Below are 22,075 nucleotides of genomic sequence, written 5' to 3' on the forward strand. Positions count from 1 at the left end.
ATCGCTGCCAGGCCCTTCTGTCTCAGTGCATTAGGGTGTCGGCATGCCGACGCCCTCACCTTGCTTTAAACGTTGTCGTCGTCCATCGGCTCAGCCGCGTCGTCGCCATCGTCCAGCGGCGTGGTGTCTTCTTCCACCGCTTCCGCGCCCGGTTCCAGGCTGTCCAGCTCTTCGTCTTCCACCGGCTCGGCCACACGCTGCAGGCCGACGACGTTTTCGTCTTCCGCCGTGCGGATCAGCGTCACGCCCTGGGTGTTACGGCCCACCACGCTGACTTCCGAAACGCGGGTACGCACCAGCGTGCCGGCATCGGTGATCATCATGATCTGGTCGCTGGTTTCCACCTGTACGGCGCCGACCACCTGGCCATTACGCTCGCTCACCTTGATGGAGATAACCCCCTGGGTGGCGCGTGACTTGGTCGGATATTCGGTCACGGCGGTGCGTTTACCGAAGCCGTTTTGCGTCACGGTCAGGATGTCGCCTTCGCCGCGCGGCACGATCAGGGAGATCACGCTGTCGCCTTCGCCGAGGTTGATGCCGCGCACGCCGGTTGCGGTACGGCCCATCGAACGCACCTGCGTTTCCGGGAAGCGTACCACTTTACCGTTGGCGGAGAACAACATCACTTCGTTGCTGCCGTCGGTCAGATCGACACCGATCAGTTCGTCGCCCTCGTTGAGGTTGACGGCGATGATGCCGGCGCTGCGTGGGCGGCTGAACTCGGTCAGCGCAGTTTTCTTCACGGTACCGCTGGCGGTGGCCATGAACACGTGGCGCCCTTCTTCATACTCGCGCACCGGCAGGATGGCGGTGATACGCTCATCGGCTTCCAGCGGCAGCAGGTTGACGATTGGGCGACCGCGCGCGCCACGGCTGGCTTCAGGCAGTTGGTACACCTTCATCCAGTACAGGCGGCCACGGCTGGAGAAGCACAGGATCGTATCGTGGGTGTTGGCCACCAGCAGGCGATCGATAAAGTCTTCTTCTTTAATACGCGCCGCAGATTTGCCTTTGCCGCCGCGGCGTTGAGCTTCATAGTCGGACAGCGGCTGATACTTCACGTAGCCCTGATGAGACAGGGTCACCACCACGTCTTCCTGGTTGATCAGGTCTTCGATGTTGATGTCGGAAGTATTGGCGGTGATCTCGGTGCGGCGGCCGTCGTTGTACAGCTCTTTGACTGCCACCAGCTCTTCGCGGATCACTTCCATCAGGCGCTCTGGGCTTTCCAGAATAAAGATCAGCTCGGCGATAAAGTTGAGCAGTTCTTTATATTCGTCCAGCAGCTTCTCGTGCTCCAGGCCGGTCAGTTTCTGCAGGCGCAGATCCAGAATCGCCTGAGCCTGCTGCTCGGTCAGGTAGTATTTTCCGTCGCGGATGCCGAACTCCGGCTCCAGCCACTCAGGGCGGGCGGCGTCGTCACCGGCGCGCTCCAGCATGGCGCTGACGTTGCCCAGATCCCACGGTTGCGCCACCAGCGCAACTTTCGCTTCGGCCGGGGTCGGCGCACGGCGAATCAGCTCGATGATCGGATCGATGTTGGCCAGCGCGATGGCCAGCGCTTCCAGGATATGGGCGCGGTCGCGGGCCTTGCGCAGTTCGAAGATGGTGCGGCGGGTAACCACTTCGCGGCGGTGACGCACGAAGGCTTCGAGGATGTCTTTCAGGTTCAGCAACTTAGGCTGGCCCTGATGCAGCGCAACCATGTTGATGCCGAAGGTGACCTGCAGTTGCGTCAGCGCATACAGGTTGTTCAGTACCACTTCGCCGACCGCGTCGCGTTTGACTTCGATCACGATGCGCATGCCGTCTTTATCGGACTCGTCGCGCAGCGCGCTGATGCCTTCCACGCGTTTTTCTTTTACCAGCTCGGCGATCTTCTCGATCAGACGCGCCTTGTTCACCTGATACGGGATCTCGTGAACGATGATGGTTTCGCGCCCAGTCTTGGCGTCGGCTTCCACTTCCGCGCGCGCGCGCAGGTAGACTTTGCCGCGCCCGGTGCGGTAGGCCTCTTCAATGCCGCGGCGGCCATTGATGATCGCCGCCGTCGGGAAGTCCGGCCCCGGGATGTGTTCCATCAGCCCTTCGATGCTGATGTTTTCATCGTCGATATAGGCCAGGCAGCCGTTGACGACTTCCGCCAGGTTGTGCGGTGGAATATTGGTGGCCATGCCCACGGCGATACCCGACGAGCCGTTGACCAGCAGGTTCGGGATCTTGGTCGGCATGACGGCCGGGATCTGCTCGGTGCCATCATAGTTAGGCACGAAGTCGACGGTTTCTTTTTCCAGGTCCGCCAACAGTTCGTGAGCAATCTTGGACATGCGCACTTCGGTATAACGCATCGCCGCGGCGGAGTCGCCGTCGACGGAACCGAAGTTACCCTGGCCGTCCACCAGCATGTAGCGCAGTGAAAACGGCTGGGCCATACGCACGATAGTGTCGTAAACCGCGCTGTCACCGTGTGGGTGATATTTACCGATCACGTCCCCGACGACACGGGCCGATTTCTTGTATGGTTTATTCCAGTCGTTACCCAGTACGCTCATCGCGTACAGAACGCGGCGGTGAACCGGCTTCAGTCCATCACGAACATCTGGCAGCGCACGTCCGACAATAACGGACATCGCATAGTCCAGATACGAGTTTTTCAACTCGTCTTCGATGTTTACCGGTGTGATTTCTCTGGCAAGGTCGCTCATGGAGCTGCTATCCCTCTACTAATGATTCATCTGCCCGCTGCCATAGTGGCAAAGGTGTAAAACTATATCACAAAGCACGCTTTACGGGAAAATAACCGCCGCTGTTTCACGGAAATTGTGCAGATAAGTGCGCTAAAAACGCATCGGCGCAGACGATGCCGCGCCGGAACATGTATAATCCGCGCAACGAGAACAAGGAGCCAGACAAGCCCATGAACGCAGAATCATCCAGCCGAGTGCAAAACGTTGACCACCAGGAAATCGCCAAGTTCGAGGCCGTCGCCTCCCGCTGGTGGGATCTGGAAGGCGAGTTCAAACCGCTGCACCGCATCAACCCGCTGCGCCTGAACTACATCATGCAACGCGCCGACGGCATTTTTGACAAGCAGGTGCTCGACGTGGGCTGCGGCGGCGGCATTCTGGCGGAAAGCATGGCGCGCGAAGGCGCCAAGGTCACCGGCTTGGACATGGGCGCGGAGCCGCTGCAGGTCGCGCGGCTGCACGCGCTGGAAAGCGGCATGAACGTCACTTACGTGCAGGAGACGGTGGAAAGCCACGCTCAGGCCAACCCGCAACGCTATGACGTCGTCACCTGCATGGAGATGCTGGAGCACGTGCCGGATCCGGCCTCGGTGGTGCGCGCCTGCGCCCAGTTGGTGAAACCGGGCGGCCATGTGTTCTTCTCCACCATCAACCGCAACACCAAAGCCTGGCTGATGGCGGTGATCGGCGCGGAGTACGTGCTGAAGATGGTGCCGCAGGGCACCCACGATCATAAGAAGTTCATTCGCCCTTCCGAACTGATCGGCTGGGTCGACGGCACGCCGCTGCGCGAAAAGCACATGATCGGCCTGCATTACAACCCGATCACCGATCATTTCAAGCTTGGACGCAACGTTGACGTGAACTACATGGTGCACACCCAGCACGAAGGCTAAGCGTTGTAAACCGCGCCGGCCCTGCATTACCGGGGGGCGGCGCCGGCGTAGCATTCGGAAAAATACCTAATTTCCGCGACTTCGATCAAAATAGCCGTTGTAAACAGTTTTTTAGAATATTAAATCAGATCAATATGCCGTTTTTTTCTAACGTTTAATAAAGCGCCAAACGATCGGTTTTTTCAGTTTTTCAGTAAAATCTGATCGCGCTTATTGACAAGCTTGTCGCGCCAGTCACGGCGCGCGCTTCGCGCGGCAAGTTACATTTCACCCCCAAGTTATCCACAAATTAGGCCGGTTTTGTTCACTTGCAAACGCCGTTTTTTCTCACTATCTTGTTACCTCACCGACATACAACCCCTATATATAGTGTTTACATACTGAGCAGAGCGACTACACTTCTGCTTAGGGGCACCATACGGACAGGTAAAACACCACATGAACCAAAGTCTGCTTGTAACTAAACGCGATGGCCGTAAAGAGCGCATCAATCTCGACAAAATCCACCGGGTCATCGATTGGGCCGCAGAGGGATTACACAACGTCTCGGTTTCTCAAGTAGAGTTGCGTTCACACATTCAGTTTTATGACGGCATCAAAACCGCCGACATTCATGAAACCATCATCAAAGCCGCAGCCGATCTGATCTCCCGCGATGCGCCGGACTATCAGTACCTGGCCGCTCGCCTGGCGATCTTCCACCTGCGCAAAAAGGCTTATGGCCAGTTCGAGCCGCCGAAGCTGCACGCCCACGTCACTCGCATGGTCGAGATGGGCAAATACGATAAGCATCTGCTGGAAGACTACAGCGCTGAAGAGTTCGAGCAGATGGATTCCTTTATCGATCACTGGCGCGACATGAACTTCTCCTATGCCGCCGTCAAGCAGCTGGAAGGCAAGTATCTGGTGCAGAACCGCGTCAGCGGCGAGATCTACGAAAGCGCCCAGTTCCTGTATATGCTGGTGTCCGCTTGCCTGTTCTCCAACTACCCGCGTGAAACTCGTCTGGATTACGTCAAACGTTTCTACGACGCGATTTCCACCTTCAAGATTTCGCTGCCTACGCCGATCATGTCCGGCGTGCGCACCCCAACCCGCCAGTTCAGCTCCTGCGTACTGATCGAGTGCGGCGACAGCCTGGACTCCATCAACGCCACCTCCAGCGCCATTGTGAAATACGTTTCGCAGCGCGCCGGCATCGGCATCAACGCCGGCCGCATCCGCGCGCTGGGCAGCCCAATCCGTGGCGGTGAAGCCTTCCATACCGGCTGTATTCCGTTCTACAAACACTTCCAGACCGCCGTTAAATCCTGCTCGCAGGGCGGCGTGCGCGGTGGCGCGGCAACGCTGTTCTACCCGATGTGGCACCTGGAAGTGGAAAGCCTGCTGGTGTTGAAAAACAACCGCGGCGTTGAAGGCAACCGCGTGCGTCACATGGACTACGGCGTGCAGCTGAACCGCCTGATGTACCAGCGTCTGATCAAGGGCGAAGACATCACCCTGTTCAGCCCGTCCGACGTGCCGGGGCTGTATGACGCGTTCTTCGCCGATCAGGACGAATTCGAACGCCTGTATACCCAGTACGAGAAAGACGACAGCATTCGCCAGAAGCACGTGAAAGCGGTTGAGCTGTTCTCGCTGATGATGCAAGAGCGCGCCTCTACCGGCCGCATCTACATCCAGAACGTCGACCACTGCAACACCCACAGCCCGTTCGATCCGCAGATCGCGCCGGTGCGTCAGTCCAACCTGTGCCTGGAAATCGCCCTGCCGACCAAGCCGCTGGAAGACGTCAACGACGAAAACGGCGAGATTGCGCTGTGTACCCTGTCCGCCTTCAACCTGGGCGCGATCGACAGCCTGGACGACCTGGAAGAATTGGCAACCCTGGCGGTGCGCTCGCTCGACGCCCTGCTGGATTATCAGGATTATCCGATCAAGGCCGCACACCGTGGCGCGATGGGCCGCCGCACCTTGGGCATCGGCGTCATCAACTTCGCCTATTACCTGGCGAAGAACGGCGTGCGCTACTCCGACGGCAGCGCCAACAACCTGACGCACAAAACGTTCGAAGCCATTCAGTACTACCTGCTGAAAGCCTCCAACCGTCTGGCTCAGGAACAAGGCGCTTGCCCGTGGTTCAAAGAGACCACCTATTCGCAGGGTATCCTGCCGATCGACACTTACAAGAAAGACCTGGATGCTGTCTGCAACGAGCCGCTGCACTACGACTGGGAAACCCTGCGTAAAGAGATCCAGGAAACCGGCCTGCGCAACTCGACCCTGTCTGCGCTGATGCCGTCGGAAACCTCTTCGCAGATTTCCAACGCCACCAACGGCATCGAGCCGCCGCGCGGCCACATCAGCATCAAGGCGTCGAAAGACGGCATCCTGCGCCAGGTGGTGCCGGAGTATGAGCGTCTGAAAGACAACTACGAGCTGCTGTGGGAAATGCCAAGCAACGACGGCTATCTGCAGCTGGTGGGGCTGATGCAGAAATTCATCGACCAGTCGATTTCGGCCAACACCAACTACGATCCGACCCGCTTCCCGGGCGGCAAGGTGCCGATGAAGCAGCTGTTGAAAGACCTGCTCACCACCTACAAGTTCGGCGTGAAAACGCTGTACTACCAAAACACCCGCGACGGTGCGGAAGACGCCCAGGAAGATTTGCAGCCTGCCAAGGCCGGCGATGACGACTGCGAAAGCGGCGCCTGCAAGATCTAAAGTTTGACCTAGCGGGCCGGAATTTTCCGGCCCCTTCATTTAGCCACGTTACGATGGATTCAGGCTTATGGCTTACACCACTTTTTCTCAGACCAAAAACGACCAGCTGCAAGAGCCGATGTTCTTCGGCCAGTCGGTAAACGTTGCGCGTTTCGACCAGCAAAAGCATGAAATCTTCGAAAAACTGATCGAAAAGCAGCTCTCCTTCTTCTGGCGCCCGGAAGAAGTTGACGTCTCCCGCGATCGCATCGATTACCAGGCGCTGCCGGAGCACGAGAAGCACATCTTCATCAGCAACCTGAAGTATCAGACGCTGCTGGACTCCATCCAGGGCCGCAGCCCGAACGTCGCGCTGCTGCCGCTGATCTCGATCCCTGAGCTGGAAACCTGGGTGGAAACCTGGTCGTTCTCCGAGACTATCCACTCCCGTTCCTACACTCACATCATCCGCAACATCGTCAACGATCCGGCGCTGGTGTTCGACGACATCGTCACCAACGAAGAGATCAAGAAGCGCGCGAAAGACATCTCCGGCTACTACGACGATCTGATCGAGATGACCAGCTACTATCACCTGCTGGGTGAAGGCACCCACCAGGTGAACGGTAAAACCGTCACCGTCAATCTGCGCGCGCTGAAGAAGCAGCTGTACCTGTGCCTGATGAGCGTGAACGCGCTGGAAGCGATCCGCTTCTACGTCAGCTTCGCCTGCTCCTTCGCGTTCGCCGAGCGCGAACTGATGGAAGGCAACGCCAAAATCATCAAGCTGATCGCCCGCGACGAAGCGCTGCACCTGACCGGCACCCAGCACATGCTGAACCTGATGCGTTCCGGCGCCGACGATCCGGAAATGGCAGAGATCGCCGAAGAATGCCAGCAGCAGTGCTACGATCTGTTCGTGCTGGCCGCCCAGCAGGAAAAAGAGTGGGCGGAATACCTGTTCCGCGACGGTTCGATGATCGGCCTGAACAAAGACATCCTGTGCCAATATGTGGAGTACATCACCAATATCCGCATGCAGGCGGTCGGCCTCGGTCTGCCGTTCGAAACCCGCTCCAACCCGATCCCGTGGATCAACGCCTGGTTGGTATCCGACAACGTACAGGTAGCGCCGCAGGAAGTTGAAGTGAGCTCCTACCTGGTTGGCCAGATCGACTCGGAGATCAACGCCGACGACCTGAGCGACTTCGAACTGTAAGCGATGGCGACGCCAATCGTAACGCTGCGCGCCGCCGGCACGCAGCTCTCCTGCCCCAACAGTGAAAACTGCCTGCTCGACGTGCTGGAACTGCACGACGTGCAGGTGGAGTACCAATGCCGCTCCGGCTATTGCGGCGCCTGCCGCCTGAAGCTGGTGAAAGGCGAAGTGGCCTACCGCCAACAGCCGTTGGCGTTTATCAATGCCGGCGAGATCCTGCCCTGCTGCTGTATGCCGCTGACGGACATCGAGCTGGAAATGTAAAGTCGGGTGCCGGAAACCGCGCCTGGAGACCAGAAGGCGGGGTTGCCCCCGCCCTATGATTACCGCTTCACCTCACACGCCAACCTGATCAGGATAGTGATATTTTCCTGGTAGATTTTCAGCTCGCACAGCGAGTCTCTTATCATCCAGATAAATAACAAAACCGTAATACATACAACGGTTAGCGAATGAAACACATGCCTTAAGCGCATGCTTGCCTCCTTGCTGTGAAGGGGCTACCATACCGGTGTCTAGGCGGTATGTGCAGCCCCATTCTGATTGAGAGTCAGTCTGGGGCTTTCATCTATCCGCCTTGTCACACAATGCCCAAGACGAACAGTCTCAAGCACCCGCCAAAAGAGTAACAGCATTCCCTCGTCGCGAATATCCCCTATAAGATTATGATTAATAAGGGATATATAACCATCCTCAAAGTATTTCGCTTAGCGCCCCTTTCCTGCCGATGCGGAAAAATAACGCGCCGGAGAATCGCCAAAGGCTTTGCGAAACATGGCGATAAAATTACTCGGCGAGGCATACCCCAGCGTTTCCGCGATCTGCAACACCGTTTCACCTTCGGCCAGCTTCGCCAATGCATATGACAACCGAGCCTGCTGGCGCCACTGGGCAAAACTCAGCCCCGTTTCGCCGATCATCAGCCGCCGCAGAGTACGCGGCGACATCGCTCCCCATTCGGCCCAGGCTTCCAGCGAACGCTCGCTCCCCGGCTGCGCCAGCAAGGCCTGCAGAACACCGGCCAGGCGCGGATGGGACGACATCGGCAAATGCAGCGGCTCCGTTGGCGCCAGACGTATCTCGTCCCGCATCACCTGCGCCATGCGATCCTGCTCCAGGGTGAGCGCGCTGCGTTTATCCCAGCCTTCTGCTCGCAGAGCCAGCGCCTGCAGCACGGGGCTAATACCGATGACGCAGGGTGCATTCGACAGGTCGTTGCAGGTCTCCGGCGCCAGCAGCAAACTCCAGCCGCTCAGCGCGCCGCAGACCTGCACCCGGTGCTGCGTCGCCGGCGGGATCCACCCCGCCCGCTGCGGCGGCAGCACCCAATCGCCGTGCGCCGTGCGCACATGCAGCAAACCGCTTTCGACGCACAACAGCTGCCCGCGTACATGCTGATGCCAGCCGTATTCGCGCGTGCCCAACCGATACTCCCGGCCTGCCGCGTCGCGGCCGCCAAGGGCGATCAGCCAGGGGCCCGCCCGCCATTCGCTGCAGTCAGCGTCGGCGAAGTGAGGATTATCGTTCATATTGGCCACTTATCACTATTTTTAGTCCAGATACCGTTATATCAACCTTTTCCTGCGCCGACATAATGAAATGCTTCCGGCCGCTCCCGTTTGTGGCCACTGACTCACGAGGGAACATGATGACAACACTCAGCATTGGCATTATCGGCGCCGGGCCCGGCGGCCTGTGTCTGGCTCAGGGACTGCATCGCTTCGGCATCCACGCCACGGTGTTTGAACGTGACACCACGCCGCAAGCGCGCGATCAGGGCTACCGGCTGCGCATCGATCCGACGGGCCAGCAGGCACTGGCCGCCTGTCTGCCGCCGGCGCATTACCGGTTGCTCTGCGCCAGCAGCGCGCAAAACAGCGGCGAGAGCAATCTATGGGATCCGCAGCTTGCCCCGCTCAACGCCCGACGCCCCGAGCACTGGCTGCCCTCCAGCCCGCGGCAGGCGCAGGAACCGAGCGGCGATCTCGGCATTCATCGGCAAACGCTGCGCGAAATCCTGCTCACCGGTCTGCAAGACCGGGTGCGCTTCGGCTATACCCTGTGTGAATTTGCACAAACGCCGCAGGGCGTGGAGCTTCAGTTCGCCAACGGCGAACACGTGCGGGTCGATGTGCTGATCGCCGCCGACGGCGTCAACTCGCTGGTGCGGCGGCGCTGCCTGCCCGAGGCGGGGCCCGAAGACAGCGGCGCGGTCACCCTCTACGGCAAAACGCCGCTCGATGCGGCGACCCGTGCCCAATTGGCCCCCGAATTGCTGCGCGGCGTGTCGGTCGTCTTCGCCGACGGCTTGTCGCTGGTGATTGAACCGATGCGCTTTCAGGCGCCCATGGCGCAGCTGGCAGCCGACTATGCGCCGGACTGCCCCCTCACGCCGGTCGACGACTATCTCTATTGGGCCTGTATCGGAACGGCTGAACGGATCGGCGGGCCGGCGCGGGCGGAGGGAAGCGCTGCGCTGCAGGCGCGCGTAAGGCATATCTCGCAGGGATGGGCCCCCGCTTTGCAAACGGCGTTAGCGCTGGCGGATCCTCAGTCACTCAGCGTGCGGGCGGTGCAGGTCACGCAGGCGATGCCGGTGTGGCACAGCGAACGCATCGCCTTTCTCGGCGACGCCGTGCACGCCATGAGCCCGGCGGGCGGGCTCGGCGCCAACACCGCGTTGGCGGACGCCGCCAGCCTGGCGATGCATCTGGCGCAGGCCGGCAGCGCCGCGCAGGCGCTCAAGGACTATGGTGCAGATCTGCAAACGCGGGGCGCGGCGGCGATACGCCTTTCACGCCTGGCGTCCGAACGGCTGCAGCAAAACCGTGACGCCGGCGACTCAGCGTCATGACCGTCACTCGATAATTTCCACCACCTCCAGCCAGGCGTTTTTACCGCACGCCTGGCCCCCATTCAGCCAGCGGCGCAGCATATCCAGCGCCAGCATCGCCACCGACTCCTGCCGCAGCCGCAGGCCGTGGCGCGACGCCCGATAACGCACCGTCTGGCCAATCCCGCCGCGCGGCGTATGCAGCGCAATGCTCACCTGCTCGTCGCGCATGGCGCTGACCGCCAACGCCAACGGCGCACCGGTCAATTCCGCCAGCGAACGGGCGCGCGCCAGCGTCGTTTCCAGCGTTTCGATGCAGTGCGCCGGCAGCAGCTCGCCCCCCGCCAGCGGCGCCCCTTCGCTCTGCAGCTGCAGATTGATCAACCCGGCGCTGAACTGCTCGCTCAACGCCAGCTTCAGCCCTTGCTGATTCAGACGCTGCGTCAGCGTCGCCGGTAACCCGGCGGTGCCTTCAAAGATGCAGTTGTCCCCCGCCACCTCGCGCACGCGCCGCCAGGCCTGCTCCATCTCCGCACGCCGGCTTTCAGGCCCGGTCAGCTTCAGCTCGATAATCGGGCTGGATGAGCGGTAACCCAGCACCACTTCCGGCGGCAGCGACATGCCATCCAGCTCGGCGGCCAGATCGCTCTCGGAGGTGCCGAAGGTGGTCAGGCGCAGGCACAGCGGCGGCGCCGGCAAGGTGAAGCGCTGGCGCAGGCGCGGCACGATCTGCTGTTCGACCATCACTTTGAATTCCGACGGCACGCCGGGGGTGAAGAACATCTGACATTGGTTCAGCTGAAGCGCAAACCCACAGGCGGTGCCTACCGGGTTATCCAGCATTTCCGCGTTGGCCGGGATCTGCGCCTGCTTGCGGTTGGAAGGGGCCATCGGCCGCCCGCGCTCGGCGAAATAGGCTTCCATGCGTGCCAGCCAGTCGGCCCGTTCGACCAGCTCGACGCCACAGGCTTTCGCGGCGGCCAGCGCGCTGAGATCGTCGCTGGTCGGCCCCAGGCCGCCGTTGACGATCAGCACATCGGCGATATGGCTTCGTTCCTGCAGGATCTCGATCAACGCAGAGAGGCTGTCCCCGACCGTTTCACGCCCGCTCATCGGCACCCCCTGCTGGAACAGGTAGTCCGCCAGCCAGGCGGCGTTGGTATCAATAATTTGCCCGTGCAGCACCTCATCGCCGGTGCTGAGCATCTCCACCCTTAACATTGATCTCTCCCACATTTTTTGGTCATTCCACTATAGAAGCCCGTAAATAACTTTTCACTAGCCGCCTGCGGATAATTTCAGCCATGGGCCCGTTCCTCATGCGCCATGCAGCCCGCCGCAATGTAAACATTTTTGTACATCATGCGTAACGCCGGTTTGACACAAATTAGGGCTTCCACTATCCTGCCATCCTCATAAATCGTTACCTATAATTTTCAAAATCTTTCGGCTGGTAGAGAAAAAACGTGAAGAATCGCACTCTTGGCAGTGTTTTTATCGTGGCGGGCACCACCATTGGCGCCGGGATGCTGGCGATGCCGCTGGCGGCAGCCGGCGTCGGCTTCGGCGTCACGCTGGCCTTACTGATCGGGCTGTGGCTGTTGATGTGTTACACCGCGCTGCTGCTGGTGGAGGTTTACCAGCATGAGCAAGCGGATACCGGTCTGGGCACGCTCGCCAAACGTTATCTCGGCGGCGGCGGCCAGTGGCTGACCAGTTTTAGCATGATGTTCCTGATGTACGCCCTCACCGCCGCCTATATCAGCGGCGCCGGCGAATTGCTCGCCACCAGCATCAGCCAATGGACGTCGCAGGACTTCCCGGTGTCACTCGGCGTGCTGCTGTTCACCCTGGTGGCCGGCGGCGTGGTGTGCATCGGCACCCACTCGGTCGACTTGTTCAACCGCATCCTGTTCAGCGCCAAAGTGGTGTTTCTGGTGGTGATGCTCGGCCTGATGTTGCCGAATATCCACCAGACCAATCTGATGACGCTGCCGCTGGAGCAAGGCCTGGCGCTGTCGGCCATTCCGGTTATTTTCACCTCCTTCGGCTTCCACGGCAGCGTGCCGAGCATCGTCAACTACATGGGCGGCAACATTCGCAAACTGCGTTGGGTGTTTATCATCGGCAGCGCGATCCCGCTGATCGCCTATATTTTCTGGCAGCTGGCGACGCTGGGCAGCATCAGCTCCGACACCTTCGTCGGCATTCTGGCGCAGCAGGCCGGGCTGAACGGCCTGTTGCAGGCGGTGCGCGATGCGGTGGCTTCGCCGCACGTTGAACTGGCGGTGCACCTGTTCGCCGATCTGGCGCTGGCGACCTCGTTCCTCGGCGTGGCGCTCGGGCTGTTCGATTTCCTGGCCGACCTGTTCAAACGGCAAGACAACGTGCGTGGCCGCCTGCAAACCGGCGCCATCACCTTCCTGCCGCCGCTGGCCTTTGCGCTGTTCTACCCGCGCGGCTTCGTGCTGGCGTTGGGATTCGCCGCCATCGCCCTGTCGGTGCTGGCGCTGCTGTTGCCTTCACTGCTGGTGTGGAAAACGCGCCAAAAACATCAGGCGCAGTATCGCGTCTGGGGCGGTACGCCGGCGCTGGCGTTGGTGTTTGTCTGCGGGGTGACGGTCATCGCGATTCAACTGGGCATCGCCAGCGGCATGCTGCCGGCGGTGGGGTAACGCATTCGGGGGCCGTTTGGGCCCCCGAATCTGTTCAAGCGGGTGGATTAAGAATAGCGTCAATCTGCGCCGCAGTGAGCGACAGACCGAAAAAGTCCCGATAAAAACTTCTCGTCTCTTCCCGCATGTCAATGTCGGCAAAACGTGCCGGGTACAGCGTTTTCGCCAACCATAAAAACTGCAGCGCCTCTTCGCTGGTCTCGCGACACCACCAGAACATCCCCTTGGGATTGACCACGACCCGATGCCGCAAAACGGCATCGATGCCCTGCCATTGCGCGGACGTGCGTATCTCTTCGGCATCGCGCCTGTTCATCGCCACGATCACCTGCGGATTGGCGGCCACGATCTGCTCCAACGCCACTTCGCCCGCCCCCTCTTTTTTCAGACCAAACCACGTTTCCGCCACGTTGGCGGCGCCGGCCAGATCCATCCAATCCTGGTTAAGCGACGGTCGCCCTGAGGTGGTCAGCGGATTGCCCATGCTGTGATAAACGCGAATGCGCTGCCCTGGCGGTAAATCCTTCAGTCGCTCGGCGACGCGCGCCACATTACGAGAAAAATAGCGCTCGTAAGCCAACGCTTTTTCCTGTGCATCCGGCCCCAGCGCGGCCCCCGTTTTTAACACTCGCGCGCGCAGAGCCGCCATCGAATTGGCTTTAAACGCCAATACGCGCACCCCAGCCCGTTCGAGTAAATCCAATTGCGGCACTTTCATGCTGTCAGGCACAAACAGCAGCCGAGTGCCAAGCGCGATGATTTGTTCCGGATTCAACGCTTGCCCACTATTCACACTCACCACCGGAACGGCGTCAATGCGCGGCAGGCTTTGGCGAAACAGCGGGATCTGTTTCGCGACATTCGAGGTGCCGACGATGTTATCGCCATAACCCAGCATCGCGATGATGGCGTTTTGCGCGGGCCACGGCGAGGCAATGCGCATTTCGCTCGCAGGTGATGCAGCCCACAAATCGCCGTGCAACAACACGCCAACCAACAGTACCCATGCAGACAACGATGCGATCCTCATAGCGCCCTCAGAAGTCAAACGTGACAGATGCGCGCACTTCACGGCCGTTGCCGAGAAAGGCGCTCGACGAACCGCCATTACCATCCGTGCCCGAGGGGAAAATAGAGGCCCAGTAATGTTCGTTAGTGACGTTATTGACCGCCAGCCGCCAGGTCGCAGGCACGGAATGAATGCGGGTGACGTAGCGGGCCCCCAAGTCCAGCGTGGTGTAACTGTCAGCCCAGGCGCTGTTGGTGTCGTTCGCCGCTCGCTTGCCGGTATAGTGCACGTTGGCGCTATAGACCCATTGCGGCATCGACGGCAGGCTGTACTCCACCAGCATATTGGCCTGCACCTTCGGCACACCGACCACGCGTTTGCCGCGCGTGCTGTCGGAAACCGTCTCTTTCAGTTGCGGATCGAGCAGCGTGACGCCGCCAAACAGGCTCAGCCCGTCACCCACGCGCCCGGCGGCCGTCAGCTCAAGGCCATTGTTCACCTGTTCGCCTTGCTCCTTGTACACCCGGTCTTCGGCGTCAACATAAGCGAACGGCCGCTTGAGGCGGAACAGCGCGGCGCCGAGGTTCATCTCCCCGACGTCGGCTTTCAGGCCAATCTCATATTGCCGACTGCGATAGGGCTTGAGCGTCTGCCCTTCGTTCTTCACGCCTTCCCCCAACGGGGCCGTACCGCCTTGCTCCAGCGAGTCGGCATAGCTGACATAGGCCATCAGCATCGGGGTAATTTTGTACATCAACGCCGCATCCGGGCTCAAACCCTGTTGATTGTCCTCTTCGATTTTCTTGCCGTCGGCGCCGTAGTTGCGCGTTTGCAACCAGCTTTCGCTTAAATAGAGCATCGCCGACCACTGTGGATTGAAGGTCAGCGTATCGCCGAACGTCACGCTCTGCTGGCTGTTCTCGCTGGATTTATAGCGTGCGCCGTTCTTGGGGATTTTTCCGTCGCCCGGCTCATGCAGCGCCGACGGATGGTACATATTGTCGATGCCCAAATCGTAGCGCCGGCTGGCCCCCTTGCCGCTGTAGATAGACCAGACGTAGCCCGTCGTGGCGAGCGCCAACTCATGCCCCACCGAACCGGTATCGACATGGCCGTTCAGCGCCAGCGTATTGCTCAACACCCGAAATCGCCCCGAAGCGCTGGAGTCGCTCATCGACCGTTTGATATCGCCGCTGCCGTTTAGCAGAGTGCTGGATACCGAACGCATGGCACGATCCGCCTGTTGCCACCCTATGCCGCCCGTGACTGACCAATCGTCATTGAAGTAATGAACCAGGCGCGTGCTGAGGGTGTCGGTGGTTAAATCGTTGCCCGCCGTCTCGAGCACCAGGTGTTTATTTTGCGGATTAGGGGCGGAGGGCAACGGAACATTCGGCCCATAGCTGAAGCCGCCGGGGTAGCCCTTTTGCAGGAATTCGTAATGGCTGGCGTCCAGCTGCAGCTGCGTGCCCGGCTTGATATTCCAGTCGAACGCCACGGCCAACAGCCGACGGCGCAAGGTACTGTCGTCAACGCTGCCTTCCCCCTCTTCGTTGAGGGCATTGATGCGATAGCCAAACGTATTGTCGTCGTCGAGATGGCCGCCGAGATCGACGTGGCCGCTAAAGGCGCTGCGGCTCTGATACCCGAACGTCACCTCGCGTAACGGTTGCGGCGTCGGGCGTTTAGCCACAAAGTTGAACTGCCCGGCCGGACTCGCAGGGCCATACAACGCGCCGGTCAGGCTGTTGAGCACATCCAGCCGTTCCAGCATTTCAACGGGAAAGGCCGTGGTGGAGACAATGTTCAACCCATCCAGGCGGCTGTTCGCCACTACGCTGCCCTGCATGCCGCGGCTTTGAGGCCGCCCGACGTCCATGCCGCCGCGAGCCTGCATCTGCGTGCTCGGTGAATATTTCAGCAATTCGGCGACGCTTTTCGCCTGCTGATTTTTGATCATCGGTTGGGTCACGGTGGTAGAAGAATAAGGCGTATCGATCCACGCCCTGGTGCCCAGCGGCCCAAGTTCAATCTCCGGCGTTTTAAAACCGGCGCCGGATGCGTTTTCCGTCGCGGGGGATAACGCGCTGCCGGTGACGGTCAACACCTCGTCACGATCGACCTGCGCCGCAGCGGTATAAGGAAAGAGTGAGGCAAACAGCGGCATCAGCGCCGCCAGTGGATTTCGGTAAGTCATGACGTCCATATCGTTATATAAGTATTTATATTACGAATTTTACGGCATGTGCCCCCATATGGCGATGCCGATCGTCGAGTCTTTAAATTATTTAATCTTTTGCCATTCAGAGTCCGGATGGATTTCCCGTTGATGGCACAAATAAAAATCCCCCGGCCAATGACCGAGGGATTCGGAAAACGCGATGGGCCACAGCCCGTCAGCCGACCTTAGAAGCTCAGGCCGACACCGACATAAGGGCCATCGGCCAGCGTATTGTCACGACGTCCGTCTTTGCCTTCCATTTGCATGTAACGGTAGCCCACGTCCACGCTCAGCGGACGGAACTTCCAGCGCAGGCCGCCGCTGGCTTCGTTATAGGCTTTCACGCCGCTGGTGAAGGATTCAGGCGCAAAGTACCCTTCGCCGTGCAGGCTGAAGTAACGGTTAATCTCCCACTCCAGGCCGCCGCCCAGCGCCACCGCCCCGCCGCTCTTCCCGTCTTTCGGGCTGAGGTACAGCGCTTTGGCACCCACGGTCGCCGTCAACGGCCCCAGCGGCACGCCGAAGTTCAGCCCCAGGCTGCCGACGTTGCCGTCGTGGTCGCTGCGCGCCCAGTTGCCGGTCAGGCCCAGGCCTGAAGAGCCGGTGCTCATGCCGACGCCCAGGTTGGTGTAGTGCTGCCCGGCTTCGCCCGACACGCTGATGGCGTTCGCCGCACCGGTCACAAACAGCAATCCTGCCGCGCACGCGACCCAAGTCTTTTTCATCATCTTTCCCTCTGGTTTGTCATCCGTACCGAATGATTGAATCAACGCATAATAATAACGTCACGAGTCTATACCAAAGCGCAATGAGTATTTAAGGGATAAAAGCGAAAAAATTCTTCAATAATCAAATAAATGTAAATATTTGCAAACAAGATTCTATATTCGTCAAGGCGATGCCAACGATAACCGAGACCTATTTGCCGCCGCTCGCCAATAGGGCTACAACTAGTAGTGGCTTTGACCAAGGTCAGGGGAAGAAGCCCCGCCAAAGGACTATGCTGATGAACGCTTAAACCGCCCGAGTCTTTACTTAACTGCACTACGATAAGGAGCAAGTGATGAGCAAGAAAGGACTGACCACCGCAGCCGGCGCCCCGGTTGTCGATAACAATAACGTGATCACCGCAGGCAAACGCGGCCCGATGCTGTTGCAGGACGTGTGGTTCCTGGAAAAACTGGCCCACTTCGACCGTGAGGTTATCCCCGAGCGCCGCATGCACGCCAAAGGATCCGGCGCCTACGGCACCTTTACCGTTACCCACGACATCACCCGCTATACGCGCGCCAAGATCTTCTCCGAGGTCGGCAAACAGACCGACATGTTTATCCGCTTCTCCACCGTCGCCGGTGAGCGCGGCGCCGCCGACGCCGAGCGCGACATTCGCGGCTTCGCCATGAAGTTCTATACCGAAGAAGGCAACTGGGATTTGGTGGGCAACGATACGCCGGTGTTCTATCTGCGCGATCCGCTGAAGTTCCCCGATCTCAACCACGTGGTGAAACGCGATCCGCATACCAACCTGCGCAACCCCGTCTACAAGTGGGACTTCTTCTCCCACCTGCCGGAATCGCTGCACCAGCTGACCATTGACTTCAGCGATCGCGGCATTCCGAAATCCTACCGTCACATGCACGGTTTCGGCAGCCACACCTTCAGCTTTATCAATGCCGCCAACGAACGTTTCTGGGTGAAATTCCACTTCCGCTGCGAGCAAGGCATTGAAAACCTGATGGATGAAGAAGCAGAAGCGATCATCGCCAAGGATCGCGAAAGCTCACAGCGCGATCTGTTCGACGCGATCAAACGCGGCGACTTCCCGCGCTGGAAGCTGCAAATTCAGATCATGCCGGAACACGAAGCCTCGCAGACGCCATATAACCCGTTCGATCTGACCAAGGTGTGGCCGCACGGCGACTATCCGCTGATCGACGTTGGCTATTTCGAGCTGAACCGCAACCCCGACAACTACTTCTCAGAGGTTGAGCAGGTAGCAATGAACCCCGCCAACGTGGTGCCGGGCATCAGTTTCTCTCCGGATAAAATGCTGCAGGGCCGTCTGTTCTCCTATGGCGATGCGCACCGTTATCGCCTGGGCGTCAACCACCACCAGATCCCGGTGAACGGCGCCAAATGCCCGTTCCACAACTACCATCGCGACGGCGCGATGCGCGTGGACGGCAACAGCGGCAACGGCGCCACCTACGAACCGAACAGCTTCGGCCTGTTCCAGGAGCAGCCGGACTTCAGCGAGCCACCGCTGAGCATTGAGGGCGCGGCCGACCACTGGAATCATCGTGAAGACGACGATTACTATAGCCAGCCGCGCGCGCTGTTCAACCTGCTGAGCGCCGAAGAGCACCAGCGCATGTTCACCCGCATCGCCGGCGAACTGTCGCAGGTGCCGGAACACATCCAGCGCCGTCAGGTCGAGCTGTTCACCAAGGTGCACCCGGACTACGGCGCCGGCGTCGCCAAGGCGCTGGGGCTGAAATAACCCCCTGCTGCCATCCGCTCAGCCGCCCTGTCGGGCGGCTTTTTTATGCCTGAGAGAGACGCTGCGCCACCCACTGCTGCAACTGGCGGCGCGAAATCTTGATGCCGCCGTTTTTCAGCTCCTCAGGCAGCGGGAGCAACGCCGCCGGGCGTTGGAAATTGGCCAGCTTATCCTGCGACCAGGCGAGCAACGCCGCCAGCGACAGCGACGGTTCGCCGTCGATCACCGCCACCGGCCGCTGGCCGAACTCGGCGTCCGCCACCGGCACCACAAACGCCTGCGTGATCTGCGGATGCGCCGCCAGCACGCGTTCGATATCCTCCGGCTGCACCCCTTCACCGCCGCTGAAAAACAGGTTGTCCAACCGGCCGAGAATACGCAGTTCCCCCTCGGCCATCGCGCCGCGATCGCGGGTCGCAAACCAGCCCTGTTCATCGGCCAGCGGCTGCAGATGCCCATGACGCCAGTAGCCGAGCGCCAGGCTGTCGGCCCGGATCCAGACTTCTTCGTCCACCAGTTTGATCTCGCGGCCGCCGAGCGGCAGGCCAACGCCCGGCCGCGCATCGGCGCGCTTGGCGCACACCGTGGAAGCCAGTTCGGTCAAGCCGTAGCCGCACCAGCAGCGGATCCCCGCCGCCTCCGCCCGTTCGGTCAGCGCCACCGGGATCATTGCGCCGCCGAGCAGCACCTCTTTCAGCATCGTGCCCGTCAGCGGTTGCGCCAGCAGCCGCCAGAGCTGTGTCGGCACCAGCGAGGCATGCGTGCAGCCCACTAATGCCTCGGCCAGCGGATGCATTTCGCGCACTGCCAGCCGCGCACCCGCCGCCAGCCAGCGCCAGACGATGCCCTGGCCGGAGACGTGAAACAGCGGCAGTGACAGCAGCCAGCAATCCTCGCGCTGAAAATCCATCAACCGCAACACCCCGTCGGCGCTGGCCAGATGGTTGGCGTAGCTGTGTGCGGCCGCTTTAGGCATGCCGCTAGAGCCCGAGGTCAGCGTCAGCGTCGCCAGACGCCGCACATCCCACCTCGGCAGGTTCGGCCAGCGCGGCTCGGTCGAGGGCGGCGTCAATCGAATCACCTCTTCCGGCAGCGCCGGCAACGGATCCGGGCCGAAGGCAAAGGTGATGTCTAATTCGGGTAACAGCTGCGTCAGCAGCGGCGTCGGCAAGGCGGGATTGAGCGGCAACAGACGCGCGCCGCATTGCAGCAGCGCCAGATAGGCCAACAGCAGCGGATAGCTGTTTTTACCGCACAGCGCCACGCCGCAGCCCGGCTCCACGCCCTGGTGCTGAAAATCCGCCGCCAGCTCATCCACCTGGCCTTGCAACGCCAGCCAACTCAGCGGCTGTTCGCCGAGCAACAGGGCCGTCGCCTGCGGCTGAAGGCGCGCCCAGTGTCGCCACGGCCAATCGCTTAACGGCGCCATAGGCACTCCAGCGCCGAAATATCCAGCAGCGGCAATGCGCTGCCCGGCCAAGGCCGCAGCACCTGCGCCTGCATCAGCCCCAGGGTATCCAGCCCCGGCACGGTGTCCGGCGTAAGCCAGCGGGCGATGCGCGCCAGCTGGGTTAACCCCAGGCTGGACTCGATGCTGGAACTGATCACCGCCGTCAGCCCCGCCGCATGCGCCTGCGCCACCAGCGCCCGGCAGCGCGTCAGGCTGCCGACCAGCGTCGGCTTGATCACGATGGCTGCCACGCCCGGCTCGGCCTGCACCACAAAGTCCGCCTCACGCACACTCTCATCCCAGGCTATGGCAATGCCGGTCGCCCGGGCGAAATCGCGCGATTCATCACGAGTTTTGCAGGGCTCTTCCAAAAAGGCGATGCGATCGCGCCACGCCGGGTTGACGTATTTGGCGAAACCGTCGGCTTTGGCGCGGGTCCAGCTGCGGTTGGCATCCAGCCGCAGCCGCAGATCCGGCAGCGCCTCCAGCAGCACGTTGACGATCATGCCGTCGCGCACCGCCTCATACAGCCCCACCTTCACTTTCGCGACTTTCTCGCCCGGCAAGGCGCTCAATATCTCGAACAGCTCGTCCGGATCGCCGGTGCACAGCGGCGCCTTGCGAAAATCCGCCTGCGTCGGCAAACGCTGCTCCAGCTCGGCCTGCGCGCAGCTGAGCCCAAAGGCCACCGAGGGCAGCGTGCTGTCATCCGGTTCGTTGCCCGCCAACCAGGCCTGCAGCCAGTCCAACGCGGCCTGTTCGGCCTGCGCCAACGTTTCCTGGCTGAATTCCGGCAGCGGCGCGATCTCGCCCCAGCCTTCACGCTCGCCCTGACGCAGCTGCACCACCCATCCGTCACGCGTTTTCAACCGCTGATTGCGCAGCACCACGCCCGCCTCCATCGGCAGGCTGTAACGGTAAAGCGCCGCACTGCGGTTTACCCCGCTCATTACGGGTTACGCTTGAATTTGCTGAAGTCCGGCTGACGCTTCTCGTTGAACGCGTTGCGCCCTTCTTGCCCTTCGTCGGTCATGTAGAACAGCATGGTGGCGTTGCCCGCCAGCTCCTGCAAACCGGCCTGGCCGTCGCAGTCGGCGTTCAGCGCCGCCTTCAGGCAGCGCAGCGCCATCGGGCTGTTCTGCAGCATTTCTCGGCACCAGCGCACCGTCTCTTTTTCCAGATCGGCCAGCGGCACCACGGTATTGACCAGGCCCATGTCCAACGCGGCAGCGGCATCGTACTGGCGGCACAGGAACCAGATTTCGCGCGCCTTCTTCTGGCCGACGATGCGCGCCATGTAAGACGCACCCCAGCCGCCGTCGAACGAGCCCACTTTCGGGCCGGTCTGGCCGAAGATGGCGTTATCCGCCGCGATGGTCAGATCGCACATCATGTGCAGCACGTGGCCGCCGCCGATCGAATAACCGGCCACCATCGCCACCACCGGTTTTGGGCAGGTGCGGATCTGGCGCTGGAAGTCCAGCACGTTGAGGTGATGCACGCCGCTGTCGTCGCGATAGCCACCGTAGTCGCCGCGCACTTTCTGATCGCCGCCGGAGCAGAAGGCCTTATCGCCGGCTCCGGTCAGAATAATGACGCCGATGCCGTCGTCGTAACGGGCGTTGGCCAGCGCGTCGATCATCTCTTTAACCGTTTGCGGGCGAAACGCATTGCGCACCTGCGGCCGGTTAATGGTGATTTTGGCGATGCCGTCGGCGGACTTGTGATACAGAATGTCTTCGAAATCGCCGGTGCAATCCTGCCAGGCGATGGCGGCATACAGCTGTTCTTCATTCGGATAAAGCATGTTCGGTTC

Annotated in this window: 17 protein-coding genes; 7 read left to right on the plus strand and 10 right to left on the minus strand. The window is 60.6% G+C overall.

The annotated features are described in order from the left end of the window. Positions 1 to 65: 65 nt before the first annotated feature. Positions 66 to 2,708, minus strand: coding sequence for a DNA topoisomerase (ATP-hydrolyzing) subunit A (gyrA, locus tag QOL81_RS05705; RefSeq protein ID WP_004935906.1), 2,643 nt, complete (start codon positions 2,706 to 2,708; stop codon positions 66 to 68). A gap of 212 nt (positions 2,709 to 2,920) precedes the next feature. On the opposite strand from gyrA, the gene ubiG reads away from it, so the two are divergent. From ubiG to yfaE, 4 genes are all read left to right on the plus strand, one after another. Continuing rightward, entirely contained in the window at positions 2,921 to 3,646 is a 726-nt protein-coding gene (gene ubiG, locus QOL81_RS05710; protein ID WP_047730871.1) for a bifunctional 2-polyprenyl-6-hydroxyphenol methylase/3-demethylubiquinol 3-O-methyltransferase UbiG, read from the plus strand. Between the two features lie 438 nt (positions 3,647 to 4,084). Further along, on the plus strand, positions 4,085 to 6,373 hold the full coding sequence (gene nrdA, locus QOL81_RS05715) for a class 1a ribonucleoside-diphosphate reductase subunit alpha (RefSeq protein WP_070915322.1): 2,289 nt from the start codon (positions 4,085 to 4,087) through the stop codon (positions 6,371 to 6,373). A 67-nt stretch (positions 6,374 to 6,440) separates the two neighbouring features. Then, positions 6,441 to 7,571, plus strand: a complete 1,131-nt coding sequence (gene nrdB, locus QOL81_RS05720) for a class Ia ribonucleoside-diphosphate reductase subunit beta (RefSeq protein WP_019453694.1) — start codon at positions 6,441 to 6,443, stop codon at positions 7,569 to 7,571. Between the two features lie 3 nt (positions 7,572 to 7,574). Further along, positions 7,575 to 7,835: a class I ribonucleotide reductase maintenance protein YfaE gene (gene yfaE, locus QOL81_RS05725; protein WP_033653779.1), complete on the plus strand. Its 261-nt coding sequence runs from the start codon at positions 7,575 to 7,577 to the stop codon at positions 7,833 to 7,835. A gap of 59 nt (positions 7,836 to 7,894) precedes the next feature. Here the strand turns inward: yfaE and QOL81_RS05730 are convergent, their stop codons facing one another. Both QOL81_RS05730 and QOL81_RS05735 read right to left on the minus strand, forming a co-directional pair. After that, positions 7,895 to 8,047 carry a Hok/Gef family protein gene (locus QOL81_RS05730; protein ID WP_004935921.1) on the minus strand — a complete coding sequence of 51 codons (153 nt, stop codon included), beginning with the start codon at positions 8,045 to 8,047 and terminating at the stop codon, positions 7,895 to 7,897. Between the two features lie 231 nt (positions 8,048 to 8,278). Next, on the minus strand, positions 8,279 to 9,100 hold the full coding sequence (locus QOL81_RS05735; protein ID WP_070915320.1) for an AraC family transcriptional regulator: 822 nt from the start codon (positions 9,098 to 9,100) through the stop codon (positions 8,279 to 8,281). A gap of 116 nt (positions 9,101 to 9,216) precedes the next feature. Here QOL81_RS05735 and QOL81_RS05740 point away from each other — a divergent pair, with 116 nt between their 5' ends. Next, entirely contained in the window at positions 9,217 to 10,425 is a 1,209-nt protein-coding gene (locus QOL81_RS05740; protein WP_230458193.1) for an FAD-dependent oxidoreductase, read from the plus strand. Positions 10,426 to 10,428: 3 nt separating this feature from the next. Here QOL81_RS05740 and QOL81_RS05745 read toward each other — a convergent pair whose 3' ends face one another. Continuing rightward, positions 10,429 to 11,625, minus strand: a complete 1,197-nt coding sequence (locus QOL81_RS05745; RefSeq protein ID WP_070915318.1) for a nicotinamide mononucleotide deamidase-related protein YfaY — start codon at positions 11,623 to 11,625, stop codon at positions 10,429 to 10,431. Between the two features lie 245 nt (positions 11,626 to 11,870). Here QOL81_RS05745 and tyrP point away from each other — a divergent pair, with 245 nt between their 5' ends. Further along, positions 11,871 to 13,079 (plus strand): tyrosine transporter TyrP, encoded by a 1,209-nt coding sequence (gene tyrP, locus QOL81_RS05750; protein WP_060420079.1) that lies wholly within the window; start codon positions 11,871 to 11,873, stop codon positions 13,077 to 13,079. 34 nt (positions 13,080 to 13,113) lie between these two features. Here the strand turns inward: tyrP and QOL81_RS05755 are convergent, their stop codons facing one another. From QOL81_RS05755 to QOL81_RS05765, 3 genes are all read right to left on the minus strand, one after another. Beyond that, entirely contained in the window at positions 13,114 to 14,109 is a 996-nt protein-coding gene (locus QOL81_RS05755) for an ABC transporter substrate-binding protein (protein WP_070915316.1), read from the minus strand. Positions 14,110 to 14,116: 7 nt separating this feature from the next. Further along, on the minus strand, positions 14,117 to 16,285 hold the full coding sequence (locus QOL81_RS05760) for a TonB-dependent receptor (protein WP_070915359.1): 2,169 nt from the start codon (positions 16,283 to 16,285) through the stop codon (positions 14,117 to 14,119). Positions 16,286 to 16,494: 209 nt separating this feature from the next. Then, positions 16,495 to 17,034, minus strand: coding sequence for a YfaZ family outer membrane protein (locus QOL81_RS05765; protein ID WP_049200187.1), 540 nt, complete (start codon positions 17,032 to 17,034; stop codon positions 16,495 to 16,497). 338 nt (positions 17,035 to 17,372) lie between these two features. On the opposite strand from QOL81_RS05765, the gene katA reads away from it, so the two are divergent. Continuing rightward, positions 17,373 to 18,809, plus strand: coding sequence for a catalase KatA (gene katA / locus QOL81_RS05770; RefSeq protein WP_060420075.1), 1,437 nt, complete (start codon positions 17,373 to 17,375; stop codon positions 18,807 to 18,809). Positions 18,810 to 18,852: 43 nt separating this feature from the next. Here katA and menE read toward each other — a convergent pair whose 3' ends face one another. Genes menE through menB form a run of 3 tightly spaced genes read right to left on the minus strand, consistent with a single transcriptional unit; the run spans position 18,853 to position 22,066 of the window. Next, positions 18,853 to 20,238 (minus strand): o-succinylbenzoate--CoA ligase, encoded by a 1,386-nt coding sequence (menE, locus tag QOL81_RS05775; RefSeq protein ID WP_070915314.1) that lies wholly within the window; start codon positions 20,236 to 20,238, stop codon positions 18,853 to 18,855. After that, positions 20,226 to 21,209, minus strand: a complete 984-nt coding sequence (gene menC / locus QOL81_RS05780) for an o-succinylbenzoate synthase (protein WP_070915312.1) — start codon at positions 21,207 to 21,209, stop codon at positions 20,226 to 20,228. The genes menE and menC overlap by 13 nt, the downstream gene beginning before the upstream one ends. After that, positions 21,209 to 22,066, minus strand: coding sequence for a 1,4-dihydroxy-2-naphthoyl-CoA synthase (gene menB, locus QOL81_RS05785; protein WP_033635308.1), 858 nt, complete (start codon positions 22,064 to 22,066; stop codon positions 21,209 to 21,211). Before menB ends, menC begins: the two co-directional genes overlap by 1 nt. Positions 22,067 to 22,075 lie beyond the last annotated feature (9 nt).

This window comes from Serratia sp. CC22-02 (assembly GCF_900182895.1).
GTDB classification, from domain to species: domain Bacteria; phylum Pseudomonadota; class Gammaproteobacteria; order Enterobacterales; family Enterobacteriaceae; genus Serratia; species Serratia nevei.

Bases quoted from the DNA above. Each gene is read 5' to 3' on its own strand.
- gyrA (WP_004935906.1), bottom strand. From the start codon at position 2,708: ATGAGCGACCTTGCCAGAGAAATCACACCGGTAAACATCGAAGACGAG.
- ubiG (WP_047730871.1), top strand. From the start codon at position 2,921: ATGAACGCAGAATCATCCAGCCGAGTGCAAAACGTTGACCACCAGGAA.
- nrdA (WP_070915322.1), top strand. From the start codon at position 4,085: ATGAACCAAAGTCTGCTTGTAACTAAACGCGATGGCCGTAAAGAGCGC.
- nrdB (WP_019453694.1), top strand. From the start codon at position 6,441: ATGGCTTACACCACTTTTTCTCAGACCAAAAACGACCAGCTGCAAGAG.
- yfaE (WP_033653779.1), top strand. From the start codon at position 7,575: ATGGCGACGCCAATCGTAACGCTGCGCGCCGCCGGCACGCAGCTCTCC.
- QOL81_RS05730 (WP_004935921.1), bottom strand. From the start codon at position 8,047: ATGCGCTTAAGGCATGTGTTTCATTCGCTAACCGTTGTATGTATTACG.
- QOL81_RS05735 (WP_070915320.1), bottom strand. From the start codon at position 9,100: ATGAACGATAATCCTCACTTCGCCGACGCTGACTGCAGCGAATGGCGG.
- QOL81_RS05740 (WP_230458193.1), top strand. From the start codon at position 9,217: ATGATGACAACACTCAGCATTGGCATTATCGGCGCCGGGCCCGGCGGC.
- QOL81_RS05745 (WP_070915318.1), bottom strand. From the start codon at position 11,625: ATGTTAAGGGTGGAGATGCTCAGCACCGGCGATGAGGTGCTGCACGGG.
- QOL81_RS05755 (WP_070915316.1), bottom strand. From the start codon at position 14,109: ATGAGGATCGCATCGTTGTCTGCATGGGTACTGTTGGTTGGCGTGTTG.
- QOL81_RS05760 (WP_070915359.1), bottom strand. From the start codon at position 16,285: ATGACTTACCGAAATCCACTGGCGGCGCTGATGCCGCTGTTTGCCTCA.
- QOL81_RS05765 (WP_049200187.1), bottom strand. From the start codon at position 17,034: ATGAAAAAGACTTGGGTCGCGTGCGCGGCAGGATTGCTGTTTGTGACC.
- katA (WP_060420075.1), top strand. From the start codon at position 17,373: ATGAGCAAGAAAGGACTGACCACCGCAGCCGGCGCCCCGGTTGTCGAT.
- menE (WP_070915314.1), bottom strand. From the start codon at position 20,238: ATGGCGCCGTTAAGCGATTGGCCGTGGCGACACTGGGCGCGCCTTCAG.
- menC (WP_070915312.1), bottom strand. From the start codon at position 21,209: ATGAGCGGGGTAAACCGCAGTGCGGCGCTTTACCGTTACAGCCTGCCG.
- menB (WP_033635308.1), bottom strand. From the start codon at position 22,066: ATGCTTTATCCGAATGAAGAACAGCTGTATGCCGCCATCGCCTGGCAG.